A 15,031-nucleotide genomic window follows, 5' to 3' on the forward strand; every position below is an offset into this window, starting at 1 on the left:
CGGCGCAGCCGACGCGGAGCCGGAGGCGGAGCGCCCTTTACTCGGGTCGTGGAAGCACGACACTGCCAAGAAGCGAGTGGCCCTACGGCAACTCGAAATTGACGTATGCCGTGGTCGCGGTTCGACTCAGGGCTGTCGAGCCAGGCCGGCCTCAGAGGTTCGCCCTGCCGACGTCCTCAGGGCCGTGCGGATGCCCTCGATCATCTGCCCGGGGCGCTGGAAGACGTCCGCGGCCGTGTATCGCAGCAAGCCGCCCCGTACCTCCGGGCACTGCAGGACCTGGTTGAAGCGGGCGATGTCCCGTCGGTGGGCCTCAGGGGTGCCGTGATAGGCGTATCCCTCGATCTCGACGCCCAGGCACTCCTTCCGGAAAAGGAAGTCGAGAAAGAGCTGACGGCCGGCCGGGGTGATCAGCTCGACCTGGCTCTCGGGTCGGAGCCCGGCGTCGTGCATGCGGAGTCGGGTGATGGTCTCGGCCGGTGATCCGGCATGCGGGTCGCACAGCTGGAGCAGGCGGCGAGCTCCTGCCGATCCTCGGAGAGAGGGGTCGAGTGCGGCGGTGATCGCGTCGAGGCGGGTGAGCGGTGCCCGTCGGACCTGGCCGACCCGGCGATAGTTGAGCGCCGATTCCAGAGCGACGAGCGCGTTGTCTCGCGGTCCCGCCCGGAGGAGATCGGCGACTGTTCTCACCGCGCCCGTGACCCGCAGGCCTCGCACATCCACCACATCGTCCGCTGCGAGGGCGATGCGATGCGCGTGAACTCCCTTGCCTTCTGGCCGGGCGCTGCGTACGGGATCGATGAATTCCAAGCGCGCATCGGCGGCAGAGGCCAAGGTCTCGATCCGCCAGAGCGCGGCGGCCGACTGGTGGCTCACGACGAGCCGGGGCGTGAGGAGCTGAACCGCCCGGAGCCGTGTGGCGAGGTCCGGGGCCTGTCCCGGCACAGCCCAGGCACCCGCTTGGAGAGGGGTCCACCCCTGCTCGCGCAGAGCACGTGTGAGACTCCGGCGCGGCCAGCCACAGCTGAGGGCGCGGGAGGTGAGCAGTACGCCCCCTTCGGTCAGCTCTCGCAGTGCCCTTCGTTCGTCCACCCACTCAAGATCGCAGAATGGACCGGAGTTCTCGGGGGCCTGTGGATAACTCCGGCACCCCGGCCTTGGGCGGAAACAGGACCTACCCGGGATCGGAGGGAGCTCAGCCCTTCACGGAGGCGACGAAGGCATGCCACGCGCGAGAGCGGAATACGAGCACCTGACCTTTCCGAGCAGTCGTCTTCGAGTCGCGCACCGGGACGGCGTCGAGGTAGCCGTCGGCCACCTCGACGCACTCGCCGCCGGTGCCGTTGCTGTAGGTGCTCCTGCGCCAGCGGGCGGCAGTGAGGTCAATCTCGAACTCGTGGCTTGCCATGTCGATAGTCCTCTGCCGCAGCCTCGATCATCGTCAGGGACGCCTCAGGCGGCAGTGCGACGGCCCTGAGCAGATCGTACGACTCCCGGTACTGCTTCACGAGCGCCGGATAGTCGATGAGTTGCCCGCTGTGCAGGCTCTCGGTGTACACGACAGAAGGGGCGTCCGGGAAGGTCATGATCCTGGTCATGCCCATCATGAACGGATGGGCTGCGGAGGTTTCCGGGACGATCTGCAAAATGGAGCGCGTGGACCGGATCAGCCCTGTGATGTGCTCCAGCAGCTCCGCCATCCCCTCAGCAGGAAGGGCGGCCCGGCGGATCAGGGACTCGTCGAGGATCGCCCAGAACGTGGGCGGGTTCTCCGAGGTGAAGAGCTTGGCCCGGCCCATCCGGGCGTTCACTTTCTTCTCGACCTCCTCGTCCGAGGCCCGAGGCATGGCCGCTCGGACGATCACTCGTGCGTAGGAGGCCGTCTGCAGCAGACCGGGCACGAGCATCGGGGCCCAGTCCTCGATCGTCTCCGCGTGCTGTTCCATCTCCGCCGCATCCGCGAAGTACTCCGCATGTCCCGACTGCCGGGCGCGTCGGGCGTCTTCACAACGCCGCTCGAAAAAGCCGTCCGTCTTCAGCACCCTGTCGACGTGCTGGGCCAGATCCAACGGCATCCGCCGCTCACCGCGCTCGATCTGGCTCAGGAAGGGGATTCCGCGGAAACTGCCTTCCGCCAGTTGCTCAAGGGTCAGCCCCGCCAACTCCCTCTGGTAGCGCAACTCCGCGCCGTAGAAGGAGGGGACATTCGCCGAAGCGTCAGGATTCTTGCGCGAGGGCACAAGTCATCACCGCCATTTGCCAGTTGCGCTTGCGTAGGGGAAACCCCTTTTAAGGTACGCAACTTCACGCCACTGTGTGACTGATTCGTCACAGAGAGCACAGGAAGGTGTCGCCTCATGCGGGAGACCCAACCCCCCACCCCCACCCCCACCCCCGCCGTCGCCGAGGACGTGGACCACTGCGTGAGCGACCTCCGCAACGCCCTCGTCGCCCACGGCATCACGCTCCCCTCCCTCCGCGCCGACCTGCCGACCTTCGCGGGGACCTACACGCCCCCGGCCGGCCTGGTCGCGTTGGGCAACTGCAACACCGTGACGGCGCGTCGGCTCGCGGCGGTCCTGCGGGGAGGTCTCGACCTCGGCCTCGACCTCCCGGCCACCCCCAAGGCGGTCCCCGACCTCCGCCGCGCCGTACGCCGACACCTGGGCGCCCCCTGCGCCGACGTCCAGCTCTGCGTGACCGAGCTTGTCGCCAACGTCATCCGGCACGTGGGGGAGGGGACGCCGGTCCGTGTGCGGGTGGCTCGTGTGGCCGGCGGCCGTGTGCGCGCCGAGGTCACCGACCCGGACGCGCGGGCACTCCCCGTCCTCCTGCATGCCTCGGGCGATGACGAGACGGGTCGCGGTCTCGCCCTCCTCGATGCGGTGGCCTTGCGGTGGGGCGTGGATCAGGGGGTGGCAGGCAAGACGGTGTGGTGCGAGTTGGACGGCGTGGATGCGGGAGGCGGGGCGGTGTGAACGTGATCCCTGCGCTTGGTATCAGGTGGTACCGGTGGTTCGTATTCGGTGACGCCGTCCCATCATGGCCAAGACACAGATCAACGTCCGGATGAACGACGAGACCGCCGAGATGGCGCGGCAGGCGGCGGAGACCAGGCGGAGACGGTCAACGAGTGCGTCGAGCTGCGCGGTGATCGTCGGCCAGGATGTGTACCCCGGCCTCTACGTCAGAGCGGCAATGACCCACTTGACCGGTAGTGCGATGCCGACGGAGTGATACGGCGACGGGGCCGAGCTTGAGCTCGGTCCCGGCTGTCTGGTGCTGACTCGCTATCAGGTGGCGTGGATGTCGAGAGGGGACGTTCCGAATACCAAGTGACGCCAGTGGCAAGAAGGGTGATCGTTCGAAATGGTCGAACAGTTCGCGCCAGGAGTTGTCGTGAAACATGCACTTGGCTGCATCGGCCGCGGCGGCTCCCCCTCCGGGCCGCCGCGGCCGATCCCCGTGCGGGAAAAGGTCTAGCTGGGGTTGGCCGTCACGTGGGTGTTGTCCGGGGTGGTCTCGGTCTCGCCCTCGTCTTCCACGTCAGTGACGTGCGTGTTCAGCGGCTTGATCGGGCTGCTGGTCACATGAGTGTTGAGCGGCGTGATCTCCTCAGCGGCCGGCTCGTCGGTGACGTGGGTGTTGTCCGGCGTGGCGACCGGGTCCTTCTCGGTCTCGCTCATGGTGGTGCCTCCCCTTGTTGGAACAAGTCGGAACGGTGACGGTCCGCCCGGTCACTCCCCCGAGGGTGACCGGACGGACACTCGGCCGCCCACCTTAGACAACGGGTGAGGCGGCGCGACCGACGGTCCGTCTGCCCCCCGACGCGACGGATCGACAACAAGAGAGTGCCGGTCGGCGATAAACGAACGATGAACGGCCCCAAGGGACCTCGGCGGGTCTGGTGCCGAACCCTACGCGGCTGCGATCGGGGTGAGGAGCTCGCGTACCTGTACGGCTTCCGGGGAGTCCAACTTCTCGTAGATCTCCAGGGCTTCGCGCCAGCAGACCCGCGCCCTTCCGGAGTGTCCAATCCCCTTCAGCGCCCTGCCCAGCACGGTGAGCACGTGCGCTCGACGCCATTCGCCGCCGACCCCGCGGAGCACCGCGAGCGCCGTTTCGGCGCTGCTAGCCGCATGGGCCGGCTTTCGCGCGTCGAGATCGATCTCCGCGAGACGGCAGAGAGTCATCCCCTCCCACAGGCGCTGGCGACTGGAGCGGAAGACTCGAAGCGCCTTCTCCAGTTGCTCAGCGGCAGTGGAGTGCTGCCCCGTCTTGCCGAGTGCCATCCCGAGCGCATAGTGCCCGTTGGCTCCTCGGAGGGAGTGGCCGAGGTTCTCGTAGATCTCCGTTCCTTGGCGGGCGAGGTCAACAGCACTGCCAGCGCGGCCCGTTGCGAGATGAATGCGTGAGAGATTACACAGCCCGGCCGCCGCCCCCGCCAGGTCGCCGCAGCCGCGGAACTTCTCGATGGCCCGGCTGAAGTACTTCTCGGCGTCCTCGTGCCGGTTCTGGTAGAAGGCGATGCTCCCGAGGATGTTCGCAGCCCAGCAGGAGGGCAGCGGATCATCACCGCTCTCGGCAAGCTGGAACGCGTCCTGTGACTCTTGGTAGGCCGGGTCGAACATGCCGGAGAAGAGACGGGCGTTGCTCAGTACGACGGACGCGCGCGCCTCCGCACGGACGTCCCTCACAGAGCGGGCGACATCACGCAGGGCCGCGGCGGCGGCCTCGTATTCCTTCGAATTGGCGCCGGACTCAGCCAGGTCCACCGATGCCCACAGGAGGTCGATCGCGCGACGGAGAGTGTTGCTCTCGGTCGACTGGCGTACGCAGGCGAGCAGTGGTACGGCCTCTGAGTAGAGCCAGTCCCATGCCGCTTGTCGAGTCGTGAACGTCAGCCCTGCGGCACGGGTCGGCTCCAGGTGATCCACCAACCGATCCCCAGGCCGCTCGATGGCGTACACCCCGGCAGCCGTCGCCAGATAGAAGTCCAGCAGCCGGGACATCGCCGCCTCCCGCTCGCTCGGCGGCCACTCGTCCCGCTCCGCGCAGGCACGCGCGTAGAGCCGGACCAGATCGTGGTAGCGGTAGCGGCCGGGCGCCGCCGATTCGAGCAGTGACGTGTCGACGAGGGACTCCAGGAGGTCCTCCGTCTGTTCCGTGGGGAGGTCCAGGACCGCTGCGGCGGCTGCCAGGGAGATGTCCGGGCCGTCCGCCAGGCCGAGGAGCCGGAAGGCGCGGGCCTGGGCGGGCTCCAGGGCTCCGTAGCCGAGCTCGAAGGTGGCCTTCACGGCGAGGTCGCCGGCCTGGAGTTCGTCGAGGCGGCGGCGTTCGTCGGCCAGCTTGGCCGCGAGGACCGAGACGGTCCAGGTGCGGCGGGCTGCCAGGCGGGAGGCGGCGATGCGGATCGCCAGGGGGAGGAAGCCGCAGGCCGCCACGACGTCCAGGGCGGCCTCGCGCTCGGAGCGGACGCGTTCCTCGCCGACGATCTTCGTGAACAGTTGCAGTGCCTCGTCGGGGGACATGACGTCCAGGTCCACCAGGTGGGCCCCCGCCAGGTCGACCATTCGGACGCGGGAGGTGATCAGGGCCGCGCAGCCCTCCGTGCCGGGGAGCAGGGGGCGTACCTGGGCGGCGTCGCGGGCGTTGTCCAGCAGCACCAGCACCCGGCGGCCGTCCAGTACCGAGCGGTACAGCGCGGCCCGTTCCTCCAGGGAGTCGGGGATGGCGGAGTCGGCGGTGCCGAGGGCGCGTAGGAAGGAGCCCAGTACGGTCTCCGGCTCCGCCGCCCTCGCGCCGGCGCCCTGGAGATCGACGTAGAGCTGGCCGTCGGGGAAGGCGCTGCGCGCCTGGTGGGCCACGTGGACTGCCAGGGTCGTCTTGCCGACGCCGCCGATTCCGGCCACCGCCGAGACCGCCATGACGCGGCCCTCCGCCGATGCCAGCACGTCGCCGAGCTCGGACACGAAGGCGGACCGGCCCGTGAAGTCCGGGACATTGGCGGGGAGTTGGGCCGGGCGGACCGGCACGGAGGACGGCTCGGCCTTCGGGGCCGACGGTTCCGCGAGTCCGGGGTCCGCCTGCAGGATGCGGTGCTGGAGTTCCTTCAGGCCCGGGCGGGGGTCCACGCCGAGTTCGTCGGCCAGCAGGCGGCGGGTGTCCGCGTAGACGGCCAGGGCCTCCGCCTGGCGTCCGCTGCGGTACAGGGCGAGCATCAGCAGCTCGCGCAGGCGCTCGCGCAGGGGATGCGCCGCCGTCAGGGCCGTCAGCTCGGAGACCGACTCCGCGTGGCAGCCCTGCTCCAGGTCCATGTCCAGGCGGGACTCGAGGAGTTGGAGGCGCCATTCCTCCAGGCGGACCCGTTGCGCCTCCGCGTACGGGCCCGGCACCCCGGCCAGCGCCTCACCGTCCCAGAGGGCCAACGCCCGGCCGAGGACGTCCCGGGCGTGGCACAGGTCGCCCGCCGTCCGGGCCTTCTCCGCCTCCGCCGCCAGGTCCTGGACGACGGAGAGGTCAAGGGCGCCCTCGCCGAGGCCACGCACCGCGTACCCGCCGGACTCGCTGACCAGGACCCCGGGGTCCAGCACCTTCCGGAGCCGGGAGGCGTACGTCCGCAGCGCCGCCAGCGCCTGCGAGGGCGGCTCCTCGCCCCACAGCGCGTCGATCAGCTCGGCGGCGGTGGCCGTACGGCCCTCGCGGAGCAACAGGGCCGCCAGGAGGGCGCGTTGCTGGGGCGAACCGGTGCTCAGCGACTCCGCGCCACGCCAGGCACGCACCGGACCGAGCACGCCGAAGCGCAATGATACGGAGGCCTCTTCGGCAGTGGGCCCGCCGGGTTGCGGAGCGACGGAGGCCTCTTCGGCAGTGGGCCCGCCGGGTTGCGGAGTGACGGCGGCCTCTTCGGCAGTGGGCCCGCCGGGTTGCGGAGTGACGGCGGCCTCTTCGGCAGCGGGCCCGCCGAGTTCCGGAGTCATGGCCGCCTCTTCGGCCTCGGCCACCACGTCAGTTCCAGGCTCTACCACCGCCCCGACGGATCCAGGCCCCACGCCCCCCTCGTCACTCCGGGGCGCGCCGGATCCCGGAGCCACGGCCGCCGTTTCGGCCCCGTGCGTGTCCGTTCCCAGCCCCACCGCCCCCTCCTCGGAGAAGCCGGGACGCCGCCACTGCTTCGGCACACGCGGTACCTCTGGCACTCGCGGTACACCGTCCATCGCCGTCGTCCCCCTAGATGTCCTGAGCCACCCCGCCAGTTTGCCTTGTTCATGGCAGATGCGTCAGCTGGGGAGGATGCGATCACAGGTAGGCGCGCGGTAAATCACAAGGCCCTCACTCCCTCTCCCCACCTGCCGGTCATCCAGAAGTTCCCATCCTCATAGCTGACGGTTCGTCAGATCAGCGCTACCGTCAGCGCCATGGACACCCACACCCCACTGCCCTTGATCATCTCCGTCGACGACCACACCGTCGAACCCCCCACCGTCTGGCAGGACCGCCTCCCGAAGAAGTACCTCGACACCGGCCCCCGCACCGTCCGCGCCCCCCTGAAGGAGATGTCCTTCCTCGGCGGCCGCTTCAAGCCCGTCATGGGCCGCCCCGGCGACGACGGCCCGCTCGGCGACTGGTGGATCTACGAGGATCTGCATCGCCCCCTCACTCGCCTCGACACCGCCGTCGGCTACAGCAGGGACGAGATCAAGCTCGAGGTCATCACGTACGAGCAGATGCGGCCGGGCTCGTACGACGTCCCCGCCCGGCTCGCCGACATGGACGTCAACCACGTCCAGTCCGCCGTCTGCTTCCCGACCTTCCCCCGGTTCTGCGGCCAGACCTTCACGGAGGCGAAGGACCACGAGCTCGGCCTGCTCTGCGTCCAGGCCTACAACGACTGGATGGTGGAGGAGTGGTGCGGACCGGAGGCGCAGGGCCGGCTGATACCCCTCACCCTCATCCCCCTCTGGGACGCCGAGTTGGCGGCCGCGGAAGTCCGCCGCAACGCCGCCCGCGGCGTCCGTGCCGTCGCCTTCTCCGAGATACCCCCGCACCTCGGGCTGCCGTCCGTCCACACCGACGACTGGGACCCCTTCCTCGCCGCCTGCGACGAGACCGGCACCGTCGTCGCCATGCACATCGGCTCCAGCAGCCGGATGCCGTCCACCTCCGCCGACGCCCCGCCCGCCGTCGGCTCCACCATCACCTTCGCCAACTGCTGTTTCTCAATGGTGGACTGGCTGATGAGCGGCAAGTTCGAGCGCTTCCCGAACCTCAAGGTCATGTACGCCGAGGGGCAGATCGGCTGGATCCCCTACATCCTCGAACGCGCCGACGTCGTCTGGGAGGAGAACCGCGGCTGGGGCGGCGTCGCCGACAAGGTCCACCGGCCGCCGTCCGAACTCTTCGCCGAGCACGTCTACGGCTGCTTCTTCGACGACGCCTTCGGGCTGCGGAACCTGGACGCCATCGGGGTGGGCAATGTCCTGTACGAGACCGACTATCCCCACTCCGACTCCACCTGGCCGAAGTCGCGCGAGGTCGGCGAGGCGCAGATGGGGCACCTGGACGCCGACGTCGTGGAGCGGATCGTGCGGGGCAACGCGATCGAGTTGCTGGGACTGACTCCAGACGGTCTGTGGAGCGGTGCATGAAGTACGGCATCCAGCTCCCCGTCCAGTCCCAGTCCACGATCTACGCCGAACCCTGGGAGGCCGCCGCCGGGCCCGACGACCTCCTCGACCTCGCCCGCACCGCCGACCGCGCCGGTTTCGACTACGTCGCCTGCTGCGACCACGTCGCCATCCCGCGCCGGCTCGCGTCCGCCATGAGCACGGTCTGGTACGACCCGGTCGCCACCCTCGCCTTCCTGGCCGCCGCGACCGAGCGGGTACGGCTGCTCAGTCACATCGCCGTCGTCGGGCTGCGGCACCCGCTGCTCACGGCCAAGCAGTACGCCACCCTCGACCATCTGAGCGGCGGGCGGCTGGTCCTCGGGGTGGGGGCCGGGCATGTGGAGGAGGAGTTCGAGGCGCTCGGCGTGGACTTCCGGCAGCGGGGCGCCGTGCTCGACGAGTCCGTCGAGGCGCTGAGGAAGGCCCTCGGGCCGGACGAGTTCCCCAAACACCACGGCAAGTTCTACGACTTCCAGGACCTCGGCCAGCGTCCCAGGCCGGCCCAGGCCCGCGTCCCCCTCTGGGTCGGCGGCTCCTCGCCCGCGGCCGTACGCCGGGCCGCCCTCAAGGGCGACGGCTGGCTCCCGCAGGGCGACCCGCGCGAACGGCTGCCCGCGCAGATCGAGCGGATCAGGCACCTGCGCGAAGAGGCCGCTCTCCAGGGCCCCTTCACCATCGGCGCCATCGCCGAGCCGCTCTACGTCGGCACCCCCACCTGGGACGTCGGGCGCCGTACCCTCACCGGCCCGCCCGACGCACTCGCCGAGTCCCTGCGCGCCTACCGCGCGATGGGCGTCCACCAGATCCAGGTCAGGTTCCGCAGCCGGAGCCGTACCGAACTCACCGACCAGATCGCCGCGTTCGGGCTGGAGATCGCTCCCCACCTGTAAAGCCGACCCTGAAGAGCCGACCCTGTAGAGCCAACAAGGAGACCCGTATGGGCAAGCTGGACGGACGTGTCGTCATCGTCACCGGGGCGGCGCGCGGGCAGGGGGAGCAGGAGGCTCGGCTGTTCCGGGAGGAGGGCGCCGAGGTCGTCGTGGCGGACGTGCTCGACGAGCAGGGGCAGGGCCTCGCCAAGGAGATCGGGGCGCTGTACGTGCACCTCGACGTGGGGCGGGAGGAGGAGTGGAGGGCCGCCGTCGATGCCGTCGTGGAGGCGTACGGCCGTGTCGACGGGCTCGTCAACAACGCGGGGATCCTCCGCTTCAACACCCTTCTCGACACGCCCCTCGACGAGTTCATGCAGATCGTCAAGGTCAACCAGGTCGGCTGCTTCCTGGGGATCAAGGCGGTGGCGCCCCGAATGTCCGATGGGGGCACGATCGTCAACACCGCCTCCTACACCGGCGTGACCGGAATGGCGGCGGTGGGCGCGTACGCGGCGACCAAGCACGCGATCGTCGGGCTCACCCGGGTCGCGGCCCTGGAACTGGCCCCCCGGAACATCCGGGTCAACGCCATGTGCCCGGGCGCCATCGACACCGCGATGTCCAACCCGGCCCAGCTGGACCCCGGGGGAGCCGACGCCGCGGAGACCTCCCGCGCCCTCGACGGGCTGTACCGCAAGCTCGTGCCGCTCGGGCGGATCGGGCGGCCGGAGGAGGTGGCGCGGCTGGCGCTGTTCCTGACCGCCGACGACTCCTCCTACATCACCGGGCAGCCGTTCGTGATCGACGGGGGGTGGCTGGCGGGTGTGTCGATCGTCTGAGGCTCCCAGCTGACTGGCCGTCAGCTATTGACGGTGCATGCGCCCGGTGCCACAGTCGGCCCACGGGCGGATCTGACGGCGCGTCAGAAACCTTGTCAGAGACCTCGTCAGAGACCTCGTCAGAAACCTCTCGGAAACTGAACTGGGGACGGTGAACCTCCTTGGAATTCGGGCTCTTTGTACAGGGATACGTGGGCAAGCGCGCCGAGACCGACCCGCTGGCCGAACACAAGGCGCTGATGGAGGAGACCGAGTACGTCATCCAGGCGGACAAGTCAGGCTTCAAGTACGCCTGGGCGTCCGAGCACCACTTCCTGGAGGAGTACTCGCACCTCTCCGCCAACGACGTCTTCCTCGGCTACCTCGCACACGCCACCGAGCGCATCCACCTCGGCTCCGGGATCTTCAACCCGCTCGCCCAGGTCAACCACCCCGTGAAGGTCGCCGAGAAGGTCGCCATGCTCGACCATCTCACCGAGAACCGCTTCGAGTTCGGCAGCGGACGTGGGGCCGGCTCGCACGAGATCCTCGGCTTCCTCCCCGGCATCACGGACATGAACTACACGAAGGAGATCTGGGAGGAGACCATCGCCGAGTTCCCGAAGATGTGGCTCCAGGACGAGTACGTCGGCTTCCAGGGCAAGCACTGGCAGCTCCCGCCGAGGAAGGTCCTGCCGAAGCCGTACGGGAAGTCCCACCCCGCCATGTGGTACGCCGCCGGCTCGCCGCCCTCGTACGCCATGGCCGCCCGCAAGGGCCTCGGCGTGCTCGGCTTCAGCGTGCAGAAGGTCTCCGACATGGAGTGGGTGCTCGAGCAGTACAAGAACGCGATCGTGGACGCCGAGCCGATCGGGGGCTTCGTCAACGACAACGTGATGGTGACGACGACGGCGATCTGTGCGCCGACGCACGCCGAGGCGATCGAGATCGCGGTGCGGGGCGGGCTGCACTATCTGCCGTCGCTGGTGTTCCGGTACCACGACACGTTTCCTCGTCCCGAGGGGTTCCCGGTGTGGCCGGAGACCCTGCCCGAGTACACCGCGGAGTTCGTCGAGGTGCTCATCGAGGAGGAGCTGCTGATCTGCGGGGATCCCGATGAGGTGGTCCGGCAGTGCAAGCGGTGGGAGCAGGCGGGGGCGGATCAGTTGAGCTTCGGGCTGCCGGTGGGGGTGCCGAAGGAGGAGACGTTGCAGACGATTCGGCTGATCGGGGAGCACGTGATTCCGAAGATCGATACGGATCCTGTTCATCGGACGTCCCGGTTCCGGCAGTCCGCCTGATCGCCGTGGGGCTGCGGGCCGTTTGCGGCTGCGGGCCGTCTGTGGCTGGTCGCGCCCACGCGGCGGAGCCGCAAATCGATACAGCCCCGCGCCCCTGAGGTACGTACACCGGCCCGGAGTTCAAGGAGGCAAGCCCATGCTTGATCACGTCATCAAGGGTGCGACCGTCGTCGATGGCACGGGCGCGCCCGCGTTCACTGCGGACGTCGGCATCCGGGACGGTCGTATCGCGACCGTCGGGAAGATCACCGAAGAAGCCCGGACCACCGAGGACGCCTCCGGGTTGGTCCTCGCCCCCGGCTTCGTCGACCCCCACACCCACTACGACGCCCAGCTGTTCTGGGACCCGTACGCGACCCCCTCCCTCAATCACGGTGTCACCACGGTCGCCGCCGGCAACTGCGGCTTCACCCTCGCGCCGCTGAACCCGGCTCGCCCCGAGGACGCCGACTACACCCGCCGGATGATGTCCAAGGTGGAGGGGATGTCCCTGGTCGCGTTGGAGGAGGGGGCGCCCTGGAGCTGGCACGGGTTCGGGGAGTATCTGGACGCGCTGGAGGGGCGGATCGCCGTCAACGCGGGGTTCATGGTGGGGCACTGCGCGCTGCGGCGGTACGTCATGGGACCGGACGCGATCGGCGGACAGCCGAACGAGGAGCAGCTGGCGGCGATGCTCGCGCTCTTCCACGAGGCGATGGACGCCGGCGCCTGGGGCTTCTCCACCACCCAGTCCTCCACCCACTCCGACGGCGACGGCAAGCCGGTCGCCTCCCGGCACGCCCTGCCCGCCGAGCTGCTGGCGCTGTCGCGGGCGGTCGGTGAGCACGAGGGCACGCAGATCGAGGCGATCGTCGCGGGCTGTCTCGACCAGTTCAGCGACGCGGAGATCGACCTGCTCGTGGAGATGAGCGCGGCGGCCGGACGGCCCCTGAACTGGAACGTCCTCACCGTCGACGCGTCCGTCCCCGAGCGGGTGCCCAGGCAGCTCCTCGCGAGCGAGCAGGCGCGGAAGGCGGGCGGCAGGGTCGTCGCGCTCACCATGCCGATCCTCACGCCGATGAACATGTCCCTGGGCACGTTCTGCGCCCTGAACCTCATCCCGGGGTGGGGTCAGATCCTTACCCTGCCCGTCCCGGAGCGGATCGAGCGACTGCGCGACCCGTCCGTCCGGGCCGAGATGCTGGAGCGGGCCGGGTCCAAGGAGGCGGGCGTCTTCCGGCGGCTGACGCACTTCGGGCGGTACGTCATCGGCGACACGTACAGCGAGGCGAACCGGGGTCTGAGCGGGCGGGTGGTCGCGGACATCGCGGCGGAACGCGGCCAGGACCCGTTCCAGTGCCTGGTCGAGATCTGTGCGGCCGACGAGCTGCGTACGGTCCTGTGGCCCATGCCCACCGACAACGACCCGGCGTCCTGGTCCCTGCGCGCCGAGACCTGGCAGCACGAGGACGTGCTGCTCGGCGGGTCGGACGCGGGCGCGCATCTGGACCGGATGTGCGGGGCCCCGTACACGACCCGCTTCATCGGGGACTGTCTGCGCGGGCGGAAACTGGTGGGCCTGGAACAGGCCGTGAAGATGCTGACGGACGACCCGGCGCGGCTGTTCGGGCTGCGCGAGCGGGGACAGGTGCGGGAGGGCTGGCATGCGGACCTCGTCCTCTTCGACCCGGAACGGATCGCCGCGGGCACGGCCACCCTGGTGCACGACCTGCCGGGTGACAGTCCCCGGCTGGACTCCAAGGCCATCGGGATACGGGCCGTGTGGGTCAACGGGGTCGAGGCGATCCGGGACGACCAGGTGAGCGGGGCGGTGCCGGGGAAGGTGCTGCGGTCCGGGCGGGACACGCGGACGGTGGCGACCAGGTGACTGCTGAGGGACAGCGGCTGTTCGTCGGCGGTGCCTGGATCGAGCCGGACGGCGGTCACTACGAGGTCGTCGACCCGGCGACCGAGGAGACCGTCGGCCGGGCGCCGGAGGCCTCGCGGGATCAGGTGCGCGCGGCCTGTGCCGCGGCCCGCGAGGCCTTCGGGCCGTGGTCGCGTACGACGCCGGAGGAACGGGCGGCGATCCTCGCGCGGGCCGCGGAGATCATCGGCGGGAACCTGGAGTCGTACGCCGACCTCGCCCGGGCGGAGACCGGGGCGACCACGGCGACGGCCCGGCGGATGCAGGTCGGGGTGGCCGCCGCCCGTTTCCGGCGGTACGCGCGCGTGGAGCCCGCCGAGTGGGCGATCCCGCCGCAGATCAACGAGGCCGGGCCGATGGGGCGGGCGGCGGTGATGGGCGCGCTGGCCGTACGGCAGCCGGTCGGGGTGGTCACCTGCATCACCTCGTACAACAACCCGTGGGCGAACCCGGCGGGCAAGGTCGCCCCGGCGCTGGCCATGGGCAACACGGTGGTGGTGAAACCCGCCCCGCAGGACCCGCTGTCCGTCTACCGGATGGCGGAGGCGTTGGAGGCGGCGGGCGTGCCGCGGGGGGTCGTGAACGTGGTGTCCGGGCGGTCGGTGGAGGTGGGGGAGGCGGCCGTCTCGTCCCCCGACGTCGACATGGTGAGCTTCACGGGTTCGACGGCGGTCGGGCAGCGAATTGCCGAGGTCTGCGGCCGGGACATGAGACGGCAGCTGATGGAGCTGGGCGGGAAGGGCGCGGCGCTCGTCTTCGACGACGCGGACGTCGGGTCGGCGGTCGCCGGGATCGGGACGACCTTCTCCTTCTACAGCGGGCAGATCTGCACGGCACCGACGCGGGTGCTTGCGCAGAGAGGGGTGTACGACCGTCTCGTCGAGCAACTGGCGGGGTACGCACGCCGGTTGAAGGTAGGCGCTCCGAGCGAGCCGGAGACGGTGGTCGGGCCGGTGATCTCGGCGGCGCACCGGGACCGGGTGGAGTCGTACGTCGAACTGGGCCGGAAGGAGGGCGCGGTGGTGGTGACGGGCGGCGAACGGCCGTCTGTGTCCGACAGGGGTTTCTATGTCGCCCCCACCCTCCTCGCCGACTGCACCAACGACATGCGGGTGGCCCGCGAGGAGATCTTCGGGCCGGTGGTCGTGGTCGTCCCCTTCGACGAGGAGGACGAGGGCGTGGCGATGGCCAACGACACCGACTACGGCCTCATCGACTACGTCTGGTCGGCGGACGTCGCCCGCGCCTTCCGGGTGGCGCGGCGACTGCGCGCCGGCGGGGTCGGCGTGAACACCGTCGGGCGGAACATGGAGGCGCCGTTCGGAGGGTTCAAGAAGAGCGGAGTGGGGAGGGACGTCGGGTCGTACGCGCTGCATGCGTACAGCGAGGTGCAGGCGATCGTGTGGCCGGGGTGACGTGAGGAGTCCGGTGGTTTCGCGGTGGCCTGCAGGTCGAAGGCGGCCCG

The 15,031-nt window shown here is 69.9% G+C and carries 13 protein-coding genes; 8 read left to right on the forward strand and 5 right to left on the reverse strand.

All coding sequences use genetic code 11. The annotated features are described in order from the left end of the window. Positions 1 to 126 precede the first annotated feature (126 nt). From AC5P09_RS33995 to AC5P09_RS34005, 3 genes are all read right to left on the reverse strand, one after another. Positions 127 to 945: a hypothetical protein gene (locus AC5P09_RS33995; RefSeq protein WP_493877561.1), complete on the reverse strand. Its 819-nt coding sequence runs from the start codon at positions 943 to 945 to the stop codon at positions 127 to 129. 250 nt (positions 946 to 1,195) lie between these two features. Beyond that, positions 1,196 to 1,408: a DUF397 domain-containing protein gene (locus AC5P09_RS34000; protein ID WP_493877562.1), complete on the reverse strand. Its 213-nt coding sequence runs from the start codon at positions 1,406 to 1,408 to the stop codon at positions 1,196 to 1,198. After that, on the reverse strand, positions 1,383 to 2,240 hold the full coding sequence (locus AC5P09_RS34005) for a helix-turn-helix domain-containing protein (protein WP_493877563.1): 858 nt from the start codon (positions 2,238 to 2,240) through the stop codon (positions 1,383 to 1,385). Before AC5P09_RS34005 ends, AC5P09_RS34000 begins: the two co-directional genes overlap by 26 nt. Positions 2,241 to 2,357: 117 nt before the next feature. Between AC5P09_RS34005 and AC5P09_RS34010 the strand changes: the two genes are divergently transcribed. Beyond that, the gene (locus tag AC5P09_RS34010; RefSeq protein WP_493877564.1) at positions 2,358 to 2,978 is read left to right on the forward strand and encodes an ATP-binding protein; all 621 of its coding nucleotides are present in this window, start codon (positions 2,358 to 2,360) and stop codon (positions 2,976 to 2,978) included. Positions 2,979 to 3,042: 64 nt separating this feature from the next. Further along, positions 3,043 to 3,237, forward strand: a complete 195-nt coding sequence (locus tag AC5P09_RS34015) for a hypothetical protein (protein ID WP_493877565.1) — start codon at positions 3,043 to 3,045, stop codon at positions 3,235 to 3,237. A gap of 242 nt (positions 3,238 to 3,479) precedes the next feature. Here AC5P09_RS34015 and AC5P09_RS34020 read toward each other — a convergent pair whose 3' ends face one another. Both AC5P09_RS34020 and afsR read right to left on the reverse strand, forming a co-directional pair. Next, on the reverse strand, positions 3,480 to 3,686 hold the full coding sequence (locus tag AC5P09_RS34020; RefSeq protein ID WP_493877566.1) for a hypothetical protein: 207 nt from the start codon (positions 3,684 to 3,686) through the stop codon (positions 3,480 to 3,482). Positions 3,687 to 3,917: 231 nt separating this feature from the next. Beyond that, the gene (gene afsR / locus AC5P09_RS34025) at positions 3,918 to 6,980 is read right to left on the reverse strand and encodes an SARP-family global regulator AfsR (protein WP_493877622.1); all 3,063 of its coding nucleotides are present in this window, start codon (positions 6,978 to 6,980) and stop codon (positions 3,918 to 3,920) included. Between the two features lie 438 nt (positions 6,981 to 7,418). Here afsR and AC5P09_RS34030 point away from each other — a divergent pair, with 438 nt between their 5' ends. The 6 genes from AC5P09_RS34030 (at position 7,419) to AC5P09_RS34055 (ending at position 14,981) form a co-directional block, all read left to right on the forward strand. Continuing rightward, positions 7,419 to 8,648, forward strand: a complete 1,230-nt coding sequence (locus AC5P09_RS34030; RefSeq protein ID WP_493877567.1) for an amidohydrolase family protein — start codon at positions 7,419 to 7,421, stop codon at positions 8,646 to 8,648. Further along, positions 8,645 to 9,559, forward strand: a complete 915-nt coding sequence (locus AC5P09_RS34035) for a TIGR03619 family F420-dependent LLM class oxidoreductase (RefSeq protein WP_493877568.1) — start codon at positions 8,645 to 8,647, stop codon at positions 9,557 to 9,559. Before AC5P09_RS34030 ends, AC5P09_RS34035 begins: the two co-directional genes overlap by 4 nt. Before the next feature lie 47 nt (positions 9,560 to 9,606). Beyond that, complete coding sequence (locus AC5P09_RS34040) at positions 9,607 to 10,380, forward strand: SDR family NAD(P)-dependent oxidoreductase (RefSeq protein ID WP_493877569.1); 774 nt, start codon at positions 9,607 to 9,609, stop codon at positions 10,378 to 10,380. A gap of 161 nt (positions 10,381 to 10,541) precedes the next feature. Next, positions 10,542 to 11,660 (forward strand): LLM class flavin-dependent oxidoreductase, encoded by a 1,119-nt coding sequence (locus AC5P09_RS34045; protein ID WP_493877570.1) that lies wholly within the window; start codon positions 10,542 to 10,544, stop codon positions 11,658 to 11,660. A 136-nt stretch (positions 11,661 to 11,796) separates the two neighbouring features. Beyond that, positions 11,797 to 13,527 (forward strand): N-acyl-D-amino-acid deacylase family protein, encoded by a 1,731-nt coding sequence (locus AC5P09_RS34050; RefSeq protein ID WP_493877571.1) that lies wholly within the window; start codon positions 11,797 to 11,799, stop codon positions 13,525 to 13,527. Beyond that, positions 13,524 to 14,981 carry an aldehyde dehydrogenase family protein gene (locus tag AC5P09_RS34055; RefSeq protein ID WP_493877572.1) on the forward strand — a complete coding sequence of 486 codons (1,458 nt, stop codon included), beginning with the start codon at positions 13,524 to 13,526 and terminating at the stop codon, positions 14,979 to 14,981. Before AC5P09_RS34050 ends, AC5P09_RS34055 begins: the two co-directional genes overlap by 4 nt. Positions 14,982 to 15,031 lie beyond the last annotated feature (50 nt).

The organism is Streptomyces sp. a15 (genome assembly GCF_059026085.1).